The following is a 19,892-nucleotide window of genomic DNA, read 5'->3' as shown; positions in this document are numbered from 1 at the left end:
CGAGCCCTCGAACGAGGTCACCCCCATGACCGAAAAGCGCAACGTCGCCTTCCAGGCTCTCCGCGCCCACGCCGATACCATGCGCGCGGCCCGGATCGTCGATCTCTTCGCCGCCGACGCCGACCGATTCGCCCGTTTCTCGGCCCGCCACGACGATCTCCTGCTCGACTATTCCAAGAATCGCGTCAACGACGAGACGATGCAGCTGCTGCTGGCGCTCGCCCGCGCCTCCAAGCTGGTCGAACGCCGCGCCGCGATGTTCGCGGGCGAGAAGATCAACGCCACCGAGGGCCGCGCCGTCCTCCACGTCGCGCTGCGCAACCCCGATCGCCGCCGTCCCTTCGCGGTCGACGGCCGCGACGTCACCGCCGACGTCGAGGCCGTGCTCGTCGCCATGACGGCCTTCTCGAACGCGGTGCGCGGCGGGACCATCCGCGGCGCCACCGGCAAGGCCTTCACCGACGTCGTCAATCTCGGCATCGGCGGCTCCGACCTCGGCCCGGCGATGGTGACGCTGGCGCTCGCCCCCTGGCACGACGGCCCCCGCGTCCACTACGTCTCCAACGTCGACGGCGCCCATCTGCACGACACGCTGAAGGGCCTCGACCCCGCGACGACGCTGTTCCTGATCGCCTCGAAGACCTTCACCACGCTCGAGACCATGACCAACGCGGCATCCGCCCGCGACTGGCTGGTCGCGGCGCTCGGCGAGAAGGCGATCGGCGACCATTTCGCCGCCATCTCCACCGCCATCCCCAAGGTCAAGGCCTTCGGCATCGCCGAGGACCGCATCTTCGGCTTCTGGGACTGGGTCGGCGGCCGCTATTCGGTGTGGTCGGCGATCGGCCTGCCGGTGATGCTGGCCGTGGGGCCGCAGAACTTCCGCGCCTTCCTCGCCGGCGGCGCGGCGATGGACGACCACTTCCTCGAGGCCCCGCTCGACCGCAACCTGCCGGTCCTGCTGGCGCTGATCGGCGTCTGGTATCGTTCGCTGATGGGCATGCCGACCCAGGCCGTCATCCCCTACGATCAACGCCTGTCGCGCTTCGCCGCCCATCTCCAGCAGTTGGACATGGAATCGAACGGCAAGACGACGCGCCGCGACGGCCGCCCGGTCGAAGGACCGACCGGCCCGGTGGTGTGGGGCGAGCCCGGCACCAACGGCCAGCACGCCTTCTTCCAGCTGATCCACCAGGGCACCGACGTCATTCCCGTCGACTTCCTGCTGGCGGCCGAGCCCAACGAGGCGATGGGCGACCATCACGCCAAGCTCGTCGCCAACTGCCTCGCCCAGGCCGAAGCGCTGATGAAGGGCAAGAAGGAACGCGTGGTGCGCGCCGAACTCGCCGCCGCCGGCCTTTCCAAGGCCGAGATCGACGCGCTGACGCCGCACAAGGTGTTCCCCGGCAACCGGCCGTCGAACACCCTGCTCTATCGCCGGCTCGATCCCTTCACGCTCGGACGTCTGCTCGCGCTCTACGAACACAAGGTCTTCGTCCAGGGTGTGATCTTCGACGTCAATTCCTTCGACCAGTGGGGCGTCGAGCTCGGCAAGCAACTGGCGACCGAACTGCTGCCGATGGTGAAGGGCGAGATCCCTGCCGGCGGTCGCGACGGCTCGACGCTGGGCCTGATCGACCATTTCCAGATGCTGCGCGCCGAAGACTGACGCGACGCGGGGAGGCGTCGCGACGAGACCGGTCATGACACGAAGGACGAAACGATGACGGACACGTCGAAGACCCTCACCCGCCGCGCCCTGATCGCGGCCCTCGCCCTCGCCCCGCTCGGCGGCTGCGCCGAACGGCTGACCGTCGACGAGGCGCTCGGCACCGAGCCGCGTCTGCCGACCCGCCGCTTCCGCGCGGTGAAGGTCGACACCTCGCCGATGGCCGCCGCCGGCGTGCCCCATTGGGCGGCCCGCGTCGGCGAGGCGGTGCGCCGCGCCGCCGGCCCCGCCTTCGCCGATCTCGTCGATCCGCGCGACCGCAAGGCGCCGGTGCTGACCATCCGGATCGACGCCTGCAACTTCCCGGTCTATCTCGCCGGTCGCTGGCGCACGATCCCCTTCGGCACCTTCGGCGCCGACGACGCCGAGGACTGGATCGAGGGGCGTCTCGTCTACGGTTCGGTCAGCCGCCGCGTCTCGGCGCTCACCAAGGCCGATGCCATCGGCGGTCGCAACCTGCCCGACGCCGACCAGCGCCGCATCGACGCCGTCGCCAAGGCCTTCGTCGGCTGGGCGCGGCGCGAATTCGGCGCCTGACCTCGTCCACGAGAACGCCCGGCCGCCCGTCGCCGCGACGGCGGCCGGTTCATTCGGAGTGATCCATGACGACGCTTTCCCGCCGCGCCCTGCTCCTCGCCGCCGCCGCGCTGCCCTTCGCCGGCGTCGCCCGCGCCCAGGGGGGCCCGATCACCGCGACGCGCTGGCGCTCGGTGCGCGCCGACGTCTCCGGCCTCGTCCGACGCGGCCTGCCGAACTACGCGGTCAAGGTCGAGGCGATGACGAAGCGCGCCCTCGCCGACGCCTTCGCCGACCGCATGGCGCCGCGCGACCCGGCCGCCGCCGACCTCGTCCTCTTCATCGACGAGATCCTGCTGACCTCCGACACGTCGCAGGGCAACAGCCTCTTCCCCGGCGGGTCCGAAGACCAGTTCGTCGGCCGCATCTCGATCGCGGTCGGCGGCCGGCGCGAGACCCGCCGCTTCGACGTCTCGCGCCCACCGAGTTCCGGCCCGTGGAACGCGCCGGACTACGAGGATCGCCGTCTCGCCGACCTCCTCCGCCTCGCCGCCGGCTGGGCCCGCCGAGAATTCGAGCCGTGACGCACCGCCGCGGCGTCCTCGCCGGCCTCCTCACCCTCCCGCTCGCCGGCTGCATGGTCGGCGGCCTCCGGCCGATGATCGCCGATCGCTTCCGCGAGGTGGCGATCGACGCCGACGGCCTCGCCGGCACCTTCGAAGAGGCCGACCGCCGTCGCTTCGCCGCGACCGCGCGTCTGGTCGTCGACGACGTCTTCGCCCGCGCGGTCGAGGCCGGCAATCCCGCCCTCCCCCGCCTCGAGATCGCGCTCGTCGCGCTCCATCTCGCCGAGCGCCCGGCGACGGTCGTCTCCGGCCCCTTCCGCCCCGAGCCGGCGAAGGACGTCGCCGTCGCCGAATGGCGCTTCGCCCCCGCCGCCGGTGGTCGGGGACCGCTGCGCCGCACCCAGGTCGAGCGCGTCCTCGACGTCGACGCCGGCGACCGTTTCCACGAGGAACGCGGCGGCCGCGTCGACTACCTCGCCGCCCGCCTCGTCGACCGCATCTGGGACGATCTCCGCCACGGGTGAGATGATCCCGAACAACGGAGCCACCCATGTCTTCCTCACTGTTCGGCTTCACCCTGAGGTGCCCGGCCAAAGGCCGGGCCTCGAAGGGCGAAGCCACGACGGGCTGTGCCACTCGGCCCTTCGCCCTTCGAGGCTCGCTTCGCTCGCACCTCAGGATGAAGGGCCTTCGCGACGAGCCGAGAGCACCCGGGCCACACGCACGCCTCACCCCGAAACGGAAAAAGGCCGGGCTCTCGCCCGGCCTTTCCTCTTCGTCTCTCGCAGGGGGAGGCTCAGTTCTTCGCCTTGTCGACGAGCTTGTTCTTGCCGATCCACGGCATCATGGCGCGCAGCTTGCCGCCGACCGCCTCGATCTGGTGCTCGTCGTTGACGCGGCGGATGCCCTTGAAGCGGGCGAGGCCGGCGCGATACTCCTGCATCCACTCCGAGGTGAACTTGCCGGTCTGGATGTCCTTGAGGACGCGGGCCATCTCGGCCTTGGTCTCGGACGTGATGATGCGCGGGCCGGTGACGTACTCGCCCCACTCGGCGGTGTTCGAGATCGAGTAGTTCATGTTGGCGATGCCGCCCTCGTAGATGAGGTCGACGATCAGCTTCACTTCGTGAAGGCACTCGAAATAGGCCATCTCGGGGGCATAACCGGCCTCCACGAGGGTCTCGAAGCCGGCGCGGATCAGCTCGACGAGGCCGCCGCACAGCACGACCTGCTCGCCGAACAGGTCGGTCTCGCACTCTTCGCGGAAGTTGGTCTCGATGACGCCCGAACGGCCGCCGCCGACGCCGCAGGCGTAGGACAGCGCCAGATCGTGGGCGTTGCCCGAGGCGTCCTGATGGACGGCGATCAGGCACGGCACGCCGCCGCCCTTCTGGTACTCGCCGCGCACGGTGTGGCCCGGGCCCTTCGGCGCGATCATGACGACGTCGAGGGTCTTCTTCGGCTCGATCAGGCCGAAGTGGACGTTGAGGCCGTGGGCGAAGGCGATGGCGGCGCCGTCGCGGATGTTGCCGGCGATCTCGTCCTTGTAGATGTCGGCCTGCAGCTCGTCCGGGGTCGCCATCATGATGAGGTCGGCCCAGGCGGCGGCTTCCGCCACGGTCAGGACCTGGAGGCCGTCGGCCTGCACCTTGGCGGCGGTGGTGGAACCGGCCTTCAGCGCGATGCGGATCTCCTTGACGCCGGAGTCCTTGAGGTTCAACGCATGGGCGCGGCCCTGGGAGCCGTAGCCGACGATGGCGACCTTCTTGCCCTTGATCAGATTGATGTCGGCATCGGAGTCGTAATAGACGCGCATTTCCCTTTTCCTTCCCTGCTGGGCTGGCTCATGGCGGGCGAACCCGCCGGTCTCGAAGTCAGGCGGTGGACCCCGCCCGTTCCGCCCCGTGAAGGGCGAGGAACTGTGCGACCGCACGGCCGGCGTCGCGCCGGATCGTGTCGGGCGAAAGATCGATCCGATCGCCGAGGAGCAGGCGGATCTGGACGTCGCGGGCGACGAGCCCGAAGAAGGTGCGGAAGGCCTCTTCCGTGTCGTCGAAGGCGAGGAGCCCCGCGGCCCGGCCCGCCTCCAGCACCGGCTTCAGCCGCCGCCCCATGGCGAAGCGGCCGTTTTCCAGCACGATCGCCCCGAGCGACGCCGGATCGAGCGGCCGGCCGCCCCGCCCGCCCTTGGCCGAGGCCTTGGCGGCGGCGCCGATCGCCACGCGGTTGAGCGCGACCGAGGTGTCGGAGCCGATCACCGTCAGCCAGTTGACCGCGAACTCCTCGAGCCGTTCGGCGAGGCTGTCGCGATCGAGCCGCGAGCGGTCGATCGGCCCGACGCGCACCCGCGCCGCCTGCCAGCGCACGGTGGCGGCGAGGAGACCGTCGCGGTCGCCGAACCACTTGTAGAGCGTCTCCTTGGAGCACGACGCCGCCCGCGCCACCGCGGTCGTGGTGACGCGGTCGCCCTCGTCCACCAGAAGACGCAGCACCGCGTCGAGAACGCCGATCTGGCGCTCCGTCGGTGCGAACTCTTCCGGGTGGGATTGCGACGTCACGCCTGTCGTCTCCTGGTGCCGGGCCGCGATCGGCCGGTGATGTGCCCTGCCGCGGCGCACCCCACGAACCGCCCGCGCGATCCGCCGTCATGCCGCGGCGCAGCGTACCGTACTGTACGGTACGGCTCACGATCGCTGTCCTACCGCCGCCGCCCGACCGGGTCAAGGGCGCGCGCATCGCATGAAACGAAAGACGGTCGTGGACCGCAGACCGGCCCGGCGGCCGCATCGTCCACGGATCGCGAAAAGCTGTACATTCCGTAGAGCAAATCAACCATTCATTGTGTTTCTTCGATATACACGAGAATCCGACGAACCCTCCTCGCCATGGCGGGCTCCGTCGCAGACATGAACGCTCCGCAGTTTCCGTGACAGAGCGAGGCCTGCGTTCCGATGAAGACCGAAGTCGCCAGAAACATGATCGCGGTCGGACTGACCGATGCCGACGTCGCACGCGTGCGCGCCCACTCCGATCGGCTCTCCGCCCTGCTCGACGCGTCGATCGACGATTTCTACGTCCACCTCCTCGCCGGGCCGAGCGCCGAGCGCCTCGCCGGCATCGACGTCGAGCGCCTGCGCCGCGCCCAGAAGGAGCACTGGCGCCGCCTCTTCGCCGAAGGCGTCGACGACGACTACGTCCGCCGTGTCACCCGCATCGGCATCGTCCATCGCGAACGGAAGATCTACCCGCAGGTCTACGTTCAGGGCTACGGCTGGATCGTCGCGCGTCTGGCCGCCGACCTGGCCGGGGCCGACATCGCCGACCCCACCGAGCGCGGCGCGCTCGTCGCCGCCGTGTTGCGTCTGGTGATGCTCGACATGTCGACCGCCCTGCTCGGCTGGGTGGCCACGCTCGTCGACTGACTCATGCCGGCGGACGACGCGGTTCGATCGGTGTGCGCTGACCCTGCTGAGCCTCCTTCTTCACCCGATAGAGCTGGAAGCCGTGGCCGTCGTGGACCAGTTCGAGGTCGTCGACGTCCGGATTGTCGTCGTCGCGATAGGTGTGGAGCACCACGACGTAGTCGTCCTCGGTCGTCCACTTGTCCCAGAAATTGTCGCGCGGCAGCGCGTCGTCGTGGACATAGGCCGAGGCGACGAGACGCGAGATGGTCGGCGGGTTGCCGTCCTCGGTGTCGACCTGGGCGTGATAGGCCGGCCTCACCGACATGATCTGCTTGCCCTTGACCGCGAAGGCGGTGGAGACCAGCGCCGAACGCTCGATCATGGCGATGCAGGGCGCATGGCTGATCGCGTCCTGCTCGGTTTCCGGTCCCTTGGGCTCGTCGGCGACGGCGACCAGAATCTTGGCGCCGCGCGGCACGGTGGCGAGCGCCTTGCGCATGTCGGCATAGATCGCGTCGATCTTCCTCCACTCGACGGCGACGTCGGTGACCCGGAGCACCGCGAAACCGACCACCAGCGCCATGAAGCTCGCCTTGGTCCAACGGTTTTCCGGATCGAAACGGACGAAGCCGAGCACCAGGAACAACATGGCGATCGGCATGCGCTGGTCGGCCATCTCCGAGCCGAACAGCGTGTAGGGCATGGCGAGGAAGACGGCCATGCCGAACACCACCAGCGGCACGATGGCGCCGTGGAACGACAGGAGCCGGCGATGCAGTGCGAAACCGAGCGCCGCGCCGCCCGCCATCATCAGCGCCAGATCGTGGACGTCGGAATAGGTGCGGAACACCAGCGACAGCCCGTCCATCTTCGACTGCGGCACCCAGGCGTATTCGCCGGCGAGCCCCCAGGTCGAGGAGGCCAGCAGCAGCGGCACCACCGGCAGCACCGGCACGATCAGCACCGCGAGCGAGCCCGCGAAGCCGCGATCGAGCCGGAAGCCGCGCTTCGCCCAGGCCCACAGCTCGAACGAGCCGATCGCCAGCCCGTAGAGGCCGACGGCGTAGAGATGGCAGACGTAGAGCACGAAGCAGAAGATCGCCGACACCGCCATGCGCAGCACGAGCGGGCGCTCTGAGAGCGCGATCCAGGCGGCGAGGCCCCACATGGCGAGACCGACGCCGAGCAGGAAGTTCATCATGCCGAAGAGGAAGAGGCCGTTGTAGACGACCACGAAGGCGACCAGCGAGAAGGCGTTCATCCGCCCGAACAGCGCCTTCTGCACGATCATCGGCCCGGTCACCATGGCGAGGATGGTGAGCGCGGTGAAGACCTGCCCCGAACGATAGATGTCGAGCACCCGGTTCAAGACCGGCACGATCAGATCCATCGCCAGATTGGGGATGAGCTGCCACTGGATCTCGTAGAAGGCGGTCAGATGTGGATCGACGCCCTCGACCGCGATCACCCGCATCCGCGCCAAGTGGTTGACGTAGTCGGCGAGCGGCGGCACGTCGACCATGAAGACCGGCGTCATGACGAGCACCGCCATCAGCCAGAAGGCGACGGCGAACTCGTGTTCCAGCAGGAAGTCGAGGACGCGGGTGAGGGGCGACGGCGTCGCTCCCTCGGCGGCGGGACGGTCTTCGGTCATGGACGGGGAACACTCGGGCAGTTGGCGGCGCCGTGATTCGGCATGGCTCGCGGCGATACAATCCCGAGACGATGGCGACACCGCGGCGGCCGAACGGCCGTCGGCGCGGATCAGAGTGCCGGATGGGGCGGCGGCTCGAGGTCCTCCGCCGCGACGTCGTCGGCCGGCGGCAGCCGCCACATCGCCTCGCCCGCGAGCGCATGCGGCTCGAGCGCGGTCGCGAGCTCCCTCGCCCGCCGCTCGAAGTCGGCGATCGTCGCCCGCGGCAGCACCCATAGGCCCTCGATCGAACCATGCGGCCGGAGTGCGGCCCGGACGTCGTCCGCGAAGTCCGCGAACCGCGCCTTCAGATCCGCCGGCAGATCGACCGCGTCGACGAGCCATTTGTCCTCGCCGTCGAGGTCGACGAGGAAGAGCCCGTCGATCGTCGGCGCGATCAGCCAGCGCCGCGGCCCGATGCCGTCGCCCGCGTCGATCGCGTCGACCGGCTCGTCCGGCAAGGCCTCCCCGCTCTCGCTCGTGAAGTCCGCGGGCTCCGCCGCGCGCCAGCCCGACGCCCCGTGGAGGATCTCCCGCCCCTGCCACGCCATCCCCGCGACGATGGCCAGCATGATCGCCGCCTCCGCCACCGGATTGCCCGCGAGCACGACGACGCCGTCGAGGACCATCGCGACGAGGAGCACCGTCGCCGCTCCCCAGACGACGAGCGCGTTGCGTTCGCGTGTCCGGCCCGGGAGGCTCTCGTCGTCGATCGGAAAGAACCGCGGCGCCGCCATGTGCCACGCCGTCTGGACGACCAGATTGGCGATCATCAGCCAGGGCGCGGCGCGATCGAGCAGCAGCAGGGCCGCCCCGCTCGCCGTCGTCAGCAGCGCACCGAGCGCCCGGACGCCGGCCCGGACACGCCGACGCCGCCCCCAGCCTTCGCCGAGGGCGGCGCCCGCCGCATCGAAGAAGCGGTCCTCGGCGGCGGCCCGGATGGCCACGGCGCCGCCGACGAACCAGAAGAGGCCGAGGCCTCGGATCATCCAATCGATCATGCCGCCTCCCGAGCGCGACGCATCGCCTCGAGCGGGCGAGCCGATCGTCACATGGCGTCGGGACCGCGCGCGATCGCGGCCACGCCGGTGCGGGAATATTCCACGAGACCGAGCGGCCGCATCAGGCCGACGAACTCGTCGATCTTGTCGCCCTTGCCGGTGAGCTCGAAGACGAAGCTCTCGGTGTTGGCGTCGACGACGCGGGCGCGGAAGGCATCGGCGAGGCGCAGCGCCTCGACGCGGGCCTCGCCCTTGCCCTTCACCTTGATCAGCGCCAGCTCGCGGGCGAGCACCCGACCGTTGACGGTGAGGTCGACGACCCGGTGCACCGGCACCAGACGGGCGAGCTGGTTCTTGATCTGCTCGATGACCATCGGCGTGCCGGTCGTCACGATGGTGATGCGCGAAAGGTGCGCCTCGTGTTCGGTCTCCGAGACCGTCAGGCTCTCGATGTTGTAGCCGCGGCCGGAGAAGAGGCCGACGACGCGGGCGAGAACGCCCGGTTCGTTGTCGACGATCACCGAAAGCGTGTGCGTCTCGGCCGACTGGAAGATGTGCTGCGAGGGATAGTGCGAGGTGTTCATGGGGAGACCCGTCGTGTTGGATGCGTGATCGAAAGGCACGAAGAGAGCCGGCGGCCAGCAGGCGACCGGCTCGATCCTCGCGTCACACCAGCATCTTGCCCTTCTCGTCGATGACGTTGCCGATGTCCTCGACCGCTTCGCCGAAGAGCATCTCGTTGTGGGCCTTGCCCGACGGGATCATCGGGAAGCAGTTCTCGGCCGGATCGACGATGCAGTCGAAGATCACCGGCTTCGGTGTGTCGATCATCTGCTTGATCGCCGCGTCGAGGTCCGCCGGCTTCTCGCAGCGGATGCCGACGCCGCCCATCGCCTCGGCGAGCTTGACGAAGTCGGGCAGCGCCTCCGAATAGCTCTCCGAATAGCGACCGCCGTGCAGCAGCTCCTGCCACTGCCGGACCATGCCCATGTAGTGGTTGTTCAGGATGAAGATCTTGATCGGCAGGCGATACTGAACCGCCGTCGAGATCTCCTGCATCGTCATCATCACCGAGGCCTCGCCGGCGATGTCGATGACGAGGCTCTTCGGGTGGGCCATCTGCACGCCGACCGCCGCCGGGATGCCGTAGCCCATGGTGCCGAGGCCGCCCGAGGTCATCCAGCGGTTCGGCTCGTCGAACTTGAAGAACTGCGCCGCCCACATCTGGTGCTGACCGACCTCGGTCGTGATGTAGGTGTCGTGGCCGCGGGTCAGCTCGTAGAGACGCTGGATGGCGTACTGCGGCTTGATGATCTCGTCCGAGGCCTTGTAGGCGAGGCACTTGCGCGCCCGCCAGGTCTCGATCCGCTTCCACCACTTCTCCAGCGCCGGCTTGTCCATCGCCGGCTGGGTCTCGCGCAGCACGCGGATCATGTCCTCGAGCACGTGCGCGACGTCGCCGACGATGGCGCAGTCGACCTTGACGATCTTGTTGATCGACGAGGGATCGATGTCGATGTGGATCTTCTTGGCCAGCGGCGCGAAGGCGTCGAGACGGCCGGTGATGCGGTCGTCGAAGCGGGCGCCGACGCAGACGATCAGGTCCGCCTCGTGCATCGCCATGTTGGCCTCGTAGGTCCCGTGCATGCCGAGCATGCCGAGGAACTGCTGATCGTCGGCCGGATAGGCGCCGAGACCCATCAGCGTCGACGTGATCGGATGGCCGGTCGAACGGACGATCTCACGCAGCAGCTGCGTCGCCGCGGGCCCCGAGTTGATGACGCCGCCGCCGGAATAGAACACCGGGCGCTTGGCCTTGCCGATCATCTCGACGGCCTGACGGATCGCCCCCATGTCGCCCTTGATCTTCGGACGATAGGTCTTGTGGGCGATGTTCTTCGGGCCGACGTAGGTGCCGGTGGCGAACTGGACGTCCTTCGGGATGTCGACGACGACCGGGCCGGGACGGCCCGACTTCGCGACGTGGAAGGCCTCGTGCAGGATGCGCGGCAGGTCCTCGATCCGCTTCACCAGCCAGTTGTGCTTGGTGCAGGGACGGGTGATGCCGACGGTGTCGCACTCCTGGAAGGCGTCGTTGCCGATCAGATGGGTCGGGACCTGACCGGTGATGCAGACCAGCGGAATGCTGTCCAGCAGCGCATCGGCGAGGCCGGTGACGGCGTTGGTGGCACCCGGACCGGAGGTGACGAGGACGGCGCCGACCTTGCCGGTCGACCGCGCATAGCCCTCGGCGGCATGGACCGCGCCCTGCTCGTGGCGGACGAGCACGTGGCGGATCTTCTCCTGCTTGAAGATCTCGTCGTAGATCGGCAGCACCGATCCGCCCGGATAGCCGAAGAGCACGTCGACACCCTGATCCTGCAGGGCCGCGATCACCATTTCCGCTCCGGTCATCTGCCGTGACATCGGTCTTCTCCGCTTCTGGCGTCACTCTCGACGCGCGATCTTCTCGGGTTGTCGGGGTACGTCGTTGGGATTCCGGGCAATAAAAAAGGCCCCGGTAGGGGGCCTGTGCGCGCGCTCGCTGTCGATTGTCGAAGCCTGTCAGGCTCCGGCAGCGGCGCGCGATACGAGTACGAGAATGCTGGTGCGCGACATGGCGGCACGAGTCCTTTCGGATGAAGTCTCGCGAAACCTAGACGTGCCCGCTCGGCAGGTCAAGAGGGACGTCCGGCGGCGGCCGCGAAACCGTGACCACGCGCCGCACCGGCACGCGATCGGGGACCGTCTCCACCTGCCGTTACGGTACCGGAATTCCTCCATGGATTCCAAAGGATGCAGCGTCTCGTCGCAGCGATTGCCGCATCGATGTCGACGTTTCGATGCTATCGTCGACGGATCTTCGGTGGTCTGCGGGCCGCCGGACGATTCGTTTCCGGAGAGTTCGACCGCGATGTACGAGGAGACGGCAGGAGACTTCACGACCGTGGAGGACGCGTGCGAGCGCGCCGACCGCGCGCGTGTCCTGGTCGTCGCCAACAAGAAGGGCGGCACCGCCAAGTCGACCACCGTCGTCAACCTCGCCGCCGAGTTCGCCGCGCGCGGCCGCCGCGTCCTCGTCGTCGATCTCGATGCCCAGGGCCATGCCGGCCTCGGCCTCGGCCGGGTCGCGGCGCCCCGGACGGCCACCGCCCACGACGTCCTGCGTTCCGGTTCGGCGGTCCTCGCCGCGGCGATCGTCGCCACCGACCACACCGGCATCGATCTGGCACCCGCCGACCGCCAGTTCGACGGCGACGTCCGCGTCTCCGATCCGCGCCGGCTGGCCAAGGCGCTGGCACCCGTCGCCCGAGGCTACGACCTGATCCTGATCGACACGCCACCGTCCTCGCCGCGCATCATCATCGCCGGCCTGATGGCGGCCGACACGGTGCTGGTGCCGACGCTCCTCGACCATCTCTCCCTCGACGGCGTCGGCCAGTTCCTGCGCGCCTATCACGGCGTCGTCGCCGAGTTCCGGGCCGGCATCGCCGAAGCCCTGATCGTGCCCAGTCGGGTCGATCTCCGCTCGTCGATGCAGAAGGCGGTTCTCGCCCAGCTGGCGCGGCGTCACGGCCTCGGCCAGATCGCCGGCGGCGTGCGCGTCGACGTCGCCGTCGCCGAGGCCTTCGGTCTCGACCGACCGCTGCGCGCGTGGCGCCCCAGGGCGCGGGCGGTCGGCGACTTCGCCCGGCTCGCCGACGAGATCCTGCGCCGCTGCATGCCGCACGATCTGCCCTCGACCGCGTCCGAGCCCGCGCTGCACGTCCCCGTCTCGCTCAGGCGCGCCGTGGTGTCGTGACGGCGCTGCGCCGCCCGTCCCCTCAGCCGAGAGCCGTGACCGCCGTCGCCTCGAGCGCGTCGGCGTCACCGCGCAGCCAGTCTCCCATGCGGCCGCGGAACCAGGTCGACTGACGCTTGGCATATTGCCGGCTCTCGACGATGCCCTGGCGGATGCCCTCTTCGAGCGCGATCTCGCCGCGACCGACCGCCACCATCGCCGCCACCCCGATCGCCCGCGTCGCCGGCATGTCGGCGGAAAGCCCACGGGCAGAGAAGGCGAGCGCCTCCGCGATCGCCCCCGCCTCGACCATGAGGTGGAAGCGCCGTTCGATCCGCTCGTGCAGCACCGATCGCTCCGGCTCCAGCACGATGCGGACGGCCGCGCCGGCGTCGACCAGCGGCGGCGAATGGGGATCGTTCTGCCAGTCGGCGAGCGAACGGCCGGTCGCCTCGATCACCTCCAGCGCCCGCGTCAGCCGCTGCGTGTCGGTCGGCCCGAGACGCTCCGCCATCACGGGGTCTCGGAGCTGCAGTTCACGATGAAGTTCGGCCGCTCCGACCGCCTCGGCGCGTGCCCGCCAGTGCGCCCGAATCTCCGCATGAACCGGAGGAACCGGGGCCAGCCCCTTGAGGAGACTCTCGAAATAGAGACCGGTGCCGCCGACGAAGATCGCCGGCGGACTCTCTTCGTAAAGACGAAGTGCCTCCAGTTGAATCTTCACGTCGGCGAGCCAGTCGGCGACCGAGAAGGGGCGTGCGGGATCGACGTGGCCATAGAGCCGGTGGGGCGCGCGCGCCTCTTCCTCGGCCGTCGGCCGCGCCGTCAGGATCCGCAGCCCGTCGTAGATCTGCATGCTGTCGGCATTGATCACCACGCCGCCGAGCCGCTCGGCGAGACGCAGCGCCAGCGCCGACTTGCCGCTGGCCGTCGGTCCTGCGATAAGCACCGCGCGCGCGGGCGATCCGCTCATCGTCTCGACCTCTTCCGGATGTCCCCGATCGGGAGCTTGTCCTCCGTCATGACCCATGTTGCAACCCTGATCTCGTCTCCGACCGCGCCGGCCCTGACCGACAAGCTCGCCGAGGCGGCGCGCGACCGGCTCTCCGGCTCGACGATCGACTGGCTGGCGACCGGGGTCGCCGCCGACATCCGCTTCGCCGCCGACCCCGGCCACGAGAAGGCGATCGCCGAGGAGCTGCGCATCGCCCTCGACGCACCCGTCGACGTCGTGGTGCAGAAGGCCGACGGCCGCGCCAAGGGCCTGCTCGTCGCCGACATGGATTCCACCATGATCGGCCAGGAATGCATCGACGAGCTCGCCGCCGAACTCGGCCTGAAGGAGAAGATCGCCGCGATCACCGAACGCGCCATGCGCGGCGAGATCGAGTTCGAGTCCGCGCTGCGCGAACGCGTCGGGCTGTTGAAGGGCCTGCCCGCCAACGTCGTCTCCAAGGTCATCGCCGAACGCATCCGCCTCACCCCCGGTGCGATCGAGCTCGTCCGCACCATGCGGGCGAACGGCGCCTATGCCGCCCTCGTCTCCGGCGGCTTCACCGTCTTCACCGGCCCGATCTCGCAGACCATCGGCTTCCACGAACACCGCTCCAACACGCTGATCGAGAAGGACGGCCTGCTCACCGGCGAAGTCGGCGAGCCGATCCTCGGCCAGGAGGCGAAGCTCGCCAGCTTGCGCGAACTCGCGGCGGCGAAGAAGGTGCCGCAGGCGCTGACGCTCGCCGTCGGCGACGGCGCCAACGATCTCGCCATGATCCGCGAAGCCGGTCTCGGCGTCGCCTTCCACGCCAAGCCCAAGGTCGCGGCGGAGGCCCATGCCCGCATCGACAACGGCGACCTGACGGCGCTGCTCTACATCCAGGGCTATCGCCGCAGCGAGTTCGTCAGCCGCTGAGGGCGGGCCGCGCCACCGAGGAATGCCGATGCCGATCTTCGAACGAGCCGCCGCCTTCCTGAAGGAGGAGTGGCGGCTCCTCGTCACCGTGCGGGCCTCCGACCGCCCCTGGCAGATGCCCTTCGCCGCGGCGCTCTCCTCCGGCCTGCCGCTCTTCGTCGGCGCTTGGTTCGGGCATCTCGACTACGGTCTCGTCTCGGCACTCGGCGGACAGGTCTTCCTCTACCTGCCGGCGACGGCGCTCCACCACCGCATGGCGGCGCTGATGGCGCTCGCCTTCACCATGACCGCCTGCTACGCGCTCGGCGCCATGAGCCACCACGTCCCCGCCCTCGCCATCCCGGTGGTGACGGCGCTGACGACGCTGGTGACCATGCTCTGCCGCTTCTACCGCGTGGCGCCGCCCGGCCCGCTGTTCTTCGTCATGGCGGCATCGATCGCGCTCTACGCGCCGACGCCGGTTCCCGAGATCCCGCTGATGGTCGGCCTCTTGGCGATGGGCACGATCCTCGCCGCCGTCATCGCCTTCTTCTACAGCCTCTTCGCGCTGCGCCTTCGGCCCGCCCAGCCGATCCCGGCGCCCAACGACGACTTCGACGACGTCGTGCTCGAGCCGCTGATCATCGGCGCCAGCGTCGGCGTCGCCATGGCGGTCGCCCAGATCCTGCAGATGGACCGCGCCTACTGGGTGCCGACCAGCTGCCTCGCCGTCATCCAGGGCGCCTCGCTGCGCGCGGTGTGGACGCGGCATCTCCACCGCATCCTCGGCACCGCGCTCGGCATGATCGTCGCGGTGGCGATCCTGTCGCTGCCGCTCGGGCCGTGGACGATCGCCGTGACGATGATGACGCTCGCCTTCGTCATCGAGACCGCGATCGTGCGCCACTACGCCTTCGCCGCGGTCTTCATCACGCCGCTGACCATCCTGCTCGCCGACGCGACCGCGCTCGGCCACGGCATGCCGACGGCGCTGCTGGCCGCCCGCTTCGTCGACATCTGCCTGGGCTCGATCCTCGGCCTGCTCGGCGCCGTGGTGCTCTACGCGCCGCGCTGCCGCAAGGCGGTGGGCGACGCCGCCCGTGCGGTGGCCAAGCGCTTCCGCCACGCCGTCGGCTGAAACGACGAACGGCGCCGGATCGCTCCGGCGCCGCCCGCAGTCTGGGATCGTGGTCGCACCTTCCGTCGGAAGCACGAAATCTCGACCTGTCGGACCTCTCGCAGAGGACCTTCACACTGAGGTGCCCGACCACAGGTCGGGCCTCGAAGTGCGAAGGGCCGAGTGGCATCTCCCGTCGACGACTTCGCCCTTCGAGGCCCGGCTTTCGCCGGGCACCTCAGGATGAAGTCGAACAGGGGCAAGGCGGGCCGAAGCCGCCTCGTCCGCCTCAGTTGGCGTCGATCGTCACGAAGCGCATCTCGCCCTCGGCCGACTGGACCAGCAGCAGCACGCGCTTGCGGCCGTCCTTCTTGGCCGCCTCGATCTTCTTGGCGACGTCGTCGGCGGAGGCGACCTCCTCCTGCGCCACTTCGAGGATGACGTTGCCCGGCTCGATCTTCTTCTCCGCCGCGACGGAGCCCGGATCGACCGCGGCGACGACGACGCCCTTGGCCACCTGATCCTTGATCTTGAACTTGGCGCGGGCCTCGGCGTCGAGCGCGCCGAGCGTCATGCCGGCGACCGACTTGGCGGTCGGGGCGACGGTCGAGCCGCCCTTGCCGGTCTTGTCGGCCTCCTTCTTCTCGCCCTCCTCGAGGCGACCGAGCTGGACCTCGACGGTCACTTCCTTGCCCTTGCGCAGCACCGTCACCGGCACCTTCTTGTCGATCGCCGTGTCGGCGACCATGCGCGGCAGCTCGCGGACGTTGGGCACGTCCTTGCCGTCGAACCTGATGATGACGTCGCCCGCCTGGATGCCGGCCTTGGCGGAGGGGCCGCCCTCGGAGATGCCGGCGACCAGCGCGCCCTTGGCCTCCTTCAGGCCGAGGCCCTCGGCGATGTCGTCGGTGACCGCCTGGATGCGCACGCCGAGCCAGCCGCGGCGGGTCTCGCCGAACTGCTTCAGCTGTTCGACCACCGCCACCGCGGTCTTCGACGGCAGGGCGAAGCCGATGCCGATCGAGCCGCCGTTGGGCGAGGCGATCGCCGTGTTGATGCCGACGACCTTGCCGTCCATGTCGAACAGCGGGCCGCCCGAGTTGCCCTTGTTGATGGCCGCGTCGGTCTGGATGAAGTTGTCGTAGGGGCCGGCGTGGATGTCTCGGTTGCGCGCCGAGACGATGCCGATCGTCACCGAGCCGCCGAGACCCAGTGGATTGCCGATCGCCATCACCCAGTCGCCGACGCGGGCCTGATCGCTGTCGCCGAACTCGACGAACTTGAGCGGCTTCGCCGGCTTCACCCTGAGCAGCGCCACGTCGGTCTTCTTGTCGCGACCGACCACCTCGGCCTTGAGCCGGGTGTTGTCGGTGAGGATCACCGTCACCTCGTCGGCGCCTTCGATGACGTGGTTGTTGGTGACGACGAGGCCGGAGGCGTCGATCACGAAGCCCGAGCCGAGCGACTGGACCTTGCGCGGCTGACCGCCGCCGAGCCCCTGCTGCTTCTTGAAGAACTCGTCGAAGAACTCCTGCAGCGGCGAGCCGTCCGGTGCCTTGGGCATCTGGATGTTGCGCTCGGCCGGCAGCGTCTGCGAGGTCGAGATGTTGACCACCGCATCCTGCAGCCGTTCGGCGAGGTCGGCGACCGAGGCAGGACCCGTGCGGGTCGGCCGCGTCGTCGTCTGGCCGTTCGCCTGCGGCTGGGCCTGCTGGGCCTCGGCGGTCGAGACGGCGACCCCACCGGCGAGCACCAGAGCCAGCGCCAGACGGGTCGTCGTGGAAGAGAGCACGGAGGAGGCGCGGATGATCATCGCGGAGAGTGTCCTTCCCTTGTCCGGCACCAGGCCGTTCTTCGGTTCATTGCCGTCCAGGATCGTGCAATCGATCACGGCGGAAGAATGTCGGGGTGCGAAAGCGCCGTCGCGCGCTCAGCCGCGGACCATCCAGACGACGGCGAGCCCGAGGACCGCGGCACCGAGGCCGATCTTGCGGAAGGCGCCCTCGTCCCAGTCGCGTGCCGCCTCGAACATCCGCTTCATCGCGCCCGGCGCGAGCGCGTAGAGCCCGCCCTCGATGACGAGGACGAGCCCGATCGCGGTGACGAAGTCGCTCGCGCCCGGCGCGAGCGACATCTCACTTGGCTCCCGCCACGGCGCCGCCCTTGGGGTCGGCGAGGAAGCGGAAGAACTCCGACGACGACGGCGCCACCAGGACGCGGGTGTCGGTGCCCTTCATCGAGGCTTCGTAGGCCTGCATGGAGCGGTAGAAGGCGAAGAACGACGCGTCCTTGTTGTAGGCCTCGGCGAGGATCTTGATGCGGGCGGCATCGCCGTCGCCGCGCGACCGATCGGCATCGCGCGCGGCTTCCGCCAGCACGATCTCCTTCTCGGCATCGGCCTTGGCACGGATGCGGCTCGCCTCTTCGCCGCCCTTGGCGCGCAGCTCGGTCGCCTCGCGCTGGCGCTCGGTCTGCATCCGCTGGAACACGGCTTCCGAGTTCTTCTGCGGCAGGTCGGCGCGACGCAGCTTGACGTCGACCACCTGCACGCCGATGCCCTTGGCCTCCTCGTCGACCTGCTTGCGGATCTTCTCCATCAGGCCGGCGCGGTCGTCGCGGACCACGTCGAAGAAGGTCGCATCGGCGAGCACGGCGCGCACCGCCGACGACACGAAGGTGCTGAGACGCTGGTTGCCGCCCGCCACGGTGCGGACCGACTGGTAGAACTGCACCGGATCGACGATCCGATAGCGCGCGAAGGCGTCCGCCACGAGCCGCTTCTTGTCGGAGGCGATGAGCTCCTGCGGCTCGAGGTCGATGTCGAGGATGCGCTTGTCGAGATATTCGACGTTCTGGACGAAGGGCACCTTGAAATAGAGGCCCGGCTCGACGATCGGCCGCTTGACCTGACCGAACTGCAGCACGAGCGCCTGGGTGGTGGGGGTCACGACGAAGGCGACGCCCGAGACGAAGGCGATGACGATCACCACCGCGATGCCGGCGAGGCCGAGGAATCCGTTCTTCATCACTGGCCTCCCGCCTGAGTCTTGGCAGCCGGCCGACGGCCGAGCTGGTCGAGCGGCAGATAGGGCTGGATCGCCCCCTCCCCGCCCTTGCCCTGGTCGACGAGGACCTTGTCGACGCCCGAGTAGACGCGTTCCATCGTCTCGAGATAGAGCCGTTCGCGCGTCACGTCCGGGGCGAGCCGGTATTCCGTCAGCACCGAGTTGAAGCGGTCGGCCTGGCCGCGCGCCTCTTCGACGATGCGGCGCTTGTAGGCGTTGGCCTGCGCCGTGACCGAGGCGGCCTGACCGCGCGCTTCGGGCACCACCCGGTTGGCGTAGGCCTGCGCCTCGTTCTGCAGGCGCTCGGCGTCGATGCGGGCGGCCTGCACGTCGCGGAAGGCGTCGATGACCTGCGCCGGCGGGTTGACGCGGTTCATGTTGACCAGACGGATCTCGACGCCGGCGTTGTAACTGTCGAGCGTCTTCTGCATCAGTTGGCGCACGTCGGTCTCGATGCGGCGCTGGTTCTCGGTCAGGATGTATTCGATCGTGTTGCGGCCGACCACTTCGCGCATGGCGCTCTCGGCCACCGCCTTCACGGTCGCTTCCGGGTTCTGGATGTTGAAGAGATAGGCCCTGGCGTCCTTGACGTTCCACTGAACGCGGAAGGCGACGTCGATCATGTTCTCGTCGCCGGTCAGCATCAGGCTCTCTTCGGCCTGATCGCGACCCGCGGAGCCGCGCGCGAACTCGCTCTCGCGCATGCCGACCGAGACTTCGCGCACCGCGAGGACCTTCGGCGTGAACACCTGGCCGATCGGATAGGGCAGATTGTAGTTGAGGCCCGGCGTCGTCTGCGACATCACCCGGCCGAGCACCAGCTCGACGCCGAGTTCGTCGGGCTCGACCCGGTAGAAGCCGGTCGCCAGCCACAGCGCCGCGGCGGCGGCGACGCCGAGCGCAATGCCCTTGGCGCCGAAGCCCGAGCCGGAACCGTCACCACCGCCGCCACCCGGCAGCCAGCTCTTGAGTTGTTCCTGACTGCGCCGGAGCAGTTCCTCGAGATCGGGCGGCTGGTTGCCGCCGCCGGAGGGGCCGCGCGGCGGCTGACCCCAAGGGCCGCCGTTGCCGCCGCCCTTCCATCCGCCACCGCCGTTCTGGTTGCTCCAAGGCATCTGGTTTCCTCGTC

Annotated in this window: 19 protein-coding genes; 8 read left to right on the top strand and 11 right to left on the bottom strand. The window is 69.2% G+C overall.

Features of this window, described 5'->3' with window-relative positions; translation table 11 throughout:
* Window positions 1-25: 25 nt before the first annotated feature.
* The 4 genes from pgi (at window position 26) to ACT541_RS14585 (ending at window position 3,335) form a co-directional block, all read left to right on the top strand.
* Window positions 26-1,669, top strand: a complete 1,644-nt coding sequence (pgi, locus tag ACT541_RS14600; RefSeq protein WP_476137814.1) for a glucose-6-phosphate isomerase — start codon at window positions 26-28, stop codon at window positions 1,667-1,669.
* Between the two features lie 54 nt (window positions 1,670-1,723).
* Window positions 1,724-2,266, top strand: coding sequence for a hypothetical protein (locus ACT541_RS14595; protein ID WP_476137813.1), 543 nt, complete (start codon window positions 1,724-1,726; stop codon window positions 2,264-2,266).
* Between the two features lie 65 nt (window positions 2,267-2,331).
* A complete protein-coding gene (locus ACT541_RS14590; RefSeq protein ID WP_476137812.1) occupies window positions 2,332-2,829 on the top strand; it encodes a hypothetical protein in 498 nt (165 codons plus the stop codon).
* Complete coding sequence (locus ACT541_RS14585) at window positions 2,826-3,335, top strand: hypothetical protein (RefSeq protein ID WP_476137811.1); 510 nt, start codon at window positions 2,826-2,828, stop codon at window positions 3,333-3,335. The genes ACT541_RS14590 and ACT541_RS14585 overlap by 4 nt, the downstream gene beginning before the upstream one ends.
* 272 nt (window positions 3,336-3,607) lie before the next feature.
* On the opposite strand, the gene ilvC is transcribed toward ACT541_RS14585, so the two are convergent.
* Window positions 3,608-4,627 (bottom strand): ketol-acid reductoisomerase, encoded by a 1,020-nt coding sequence (gene ilvC / locus ACT541_RS14580; protein WP_476137810.1) that lies wholly within the window; start codon window positions 4,625-4,627, stop codon window positions 3,608-3,610.
* 58 nt (window positions 4,628-4,685) lie between these two features.
* A complete protein-coding gene (locus ACT541_RS14575; protein ID WP_476137809.1) occupies window positions 4,686-5,369 on the bottom strand; it encodes a TetR/AcrR family transcriptional regulator in 684 nt (227 codons plus the stop codon).
* 393 nt (window positions 5,370-5,762) lie between these two features.
* Here ACT541_RS14575 and ACT541_RS14570 point away from each other — a divergent pair, with 393 nt between their 5' ends.
* Window positions 5,763-6,233 (top strand): protoglobin domain-containing protein, encoded by a 471-nt coding sequence (locus tag ACT541_RS14570; protein ID WP_476137808.1) that lies wholly within the window; start codon window positions 5,763-5,765, stop codon window positions 6,231-6,233.
* Window position 6,234: 1 nt separating this feature from the next.
* Here the strand turns inward: ACT541_RS14570 and ACT541_RS14565 are convergent, their stop codons facing one another.
* The 4 genes from ACT541_RS14565 to ACT541_RS14550 form a co-directional block, all read right to left on the bottom strand.
* Window positions 6,235-7,869, bottom strand: coding sequence for a hypothetical protein (locus tag ACT541_RS14565; RefSeq protein ID WP_476137807.1), 1,635 nt, complete (start codon window positions 7,867-7,869; stop codon window positions 6,235-6,237).
* Window positions 7,870-7,979: 110 nt separating this feature from the next.
* Window positions 7,980-8,909, bottom strand: a complete 930-nt coding sequence (locus tag ACT541_RS14560) for a hypothetical protein (RefSeq protein ID WP_476137806.1) — start codon at window positions 8,907-8,909, stop codon at window positions 7,980-7,982.
* Window positions 8,910-8,956: 47 nt separating this feature from the next.
* A complete protein-coding gene (gene ilvN, locus ACT541_RS14555) occupies window positions 8,957-9,493 on the bottom strand; it encodes an acetolactate synthase small subunit (protein WP_476137805.1) in 537 nt (178 codons plus the stop codon).
* A gap of 82 nt (window positions 9,494-9,575) precedes the next feature.
* Complete coding sequence (locus ACT541_RS14550; RefSeq protein WP_476137804.1) at window positions 9,576-11,336, bottom strand: acetolactate synthase 3 large subunit; 1,761 nt, start codon at window positions 11,334-11,336, stop codon at window positions 9,576-9,578.
* A 520-nt stretch (window positions 11,337-11,856) separates the two neighbouring features.
* Here ACT541_RS14550 and ACT541_RS14545 point away from each other — a divergent pair.
* Complete coding sequence (locus ACT541_RS14545) at window positions 11,857-12,711, top strand: ParA family protein (RefSeq protein ID WP_476137803.1); 855 nt, start codon at window positions 11,857-11,859, stop codon at window positions 12,709-12,711.
* 22 nt (window positions 12,712-12,733) lie between these two features.
* On the opposite strand, the gene miaA is transcribed toward ACT541_RS14545, so the two are convergent.
* On the bottom strand, window positions 12,734-13,663 hold the full coding sequence (gene miaA, locus ACT541_RS14540; RefSeq protein WP_476137802.1) for a tRNA (adenosine(37)-N6)-dimethylallyltransferase MiaA: 930 nt from the start codon (window positions 13,661-13,663) through the stop codon (window positions 12,734-12,736).
* Window positions 13,664-13,711: 48 nt separating this feature from the next.
* Here miaA and serB point away from each other — a divergent pair, with 48 nt between their 5' ends.
* The gene (serB, locus tag ACT541_RS14535; RefSeq protein ID WP_476137801.1) at window positions 13,712-14,602 is read left to right on the top strand and encodes a phosphoserine phosphatase SerB; all 891 of its coding nucleotides are present in this window, start codon (window positions 13,712-13,714) and stop codon (window positions 14,600-14,602) included.
* A 28-nt stretch (window positions 14,603-14,630) separates the two neighbouring features.
* Window positions 14,631-15,719, top strand: coding sequence for an FUSC family protein (locus tag ACT541_RS14530; protein ID WP_476137800.1), 1,089 nt, complete (start codon window positions 14,631-14,633; stop codon window positions 15,717-15,719).
* Between the two features lie 268 nt (window positions 15,720-15,987).
* Here the strand turns inward: ACT541_RS14530 and ACT541_RS14525 are convergent, their stop codons facing one another.
* The 4 genes from ACT541_RS14525 to hflK form a co-directional block, all read right to left on the bottom strand.
* On the bottom strand, window positions 15,988-17,511 hold the full coding sequence (locus tag ACT541_RS14525) for a Do family serine endopeptidase (protein ID WP_476137994.1): 1,524 nt from the start codon (window positions 17,509-17,511) through the stop codon (window positions 15,988-15,990).
* 117 nt (window positions 17,512-17,628) lie between these two features.
* Complete coding sequence (locus ACT541_RS14520; RefSeq protein WP_476137799.1) at window positions 17,629-17,832, bottom strand: DUF2065 domain-containing protein; 204 nt, start codon at window positions 17,830-17,832, stop codon at window positions 17,629-17,631.
* A gap of 1 nt (window position 17,833) precedes the next feature.
* Window positions 17,834-18,724 carry a protease modulator HflC gene (hflC, locus tag ACT541_RS14515; protein WP_476137798.1) on the bottom strand — a complete coding sequence of 297 codons (891 nt, stop codon included), beginning with the start codon at window positions 18,722-18,724 and terminating at the stop codon, window positions 17,834-17,836.
* The gene (gene hflK / locus ACT541_RS14510) at window positions 18,724-19,878 is read right to left on the bottom strand and encodes an FtsH protease activity modulator HflK (RefSeq protein ID WP_476137797.1); all 1,155 of its coding nucleotides are present in this window, start codon (window positions 19,876-19,878) and stop codon (window positions 18,724-18,726) included. Before hflK ends, hflC begins: the two co-directional genes overlap by 1 nt.
* Window positions 19,879-19,892: the final 14 nt, after the last annotated feature.

The sequence above is a fragment of the Pinisolibacter sp. DMC100 genome (assembly GCF_056313705.1).
The sequence above is the reverse complement of the archived record's forward strand: the minus strand, read 5'-3'. Positions and strand labels throughout refer to the sequence as shown.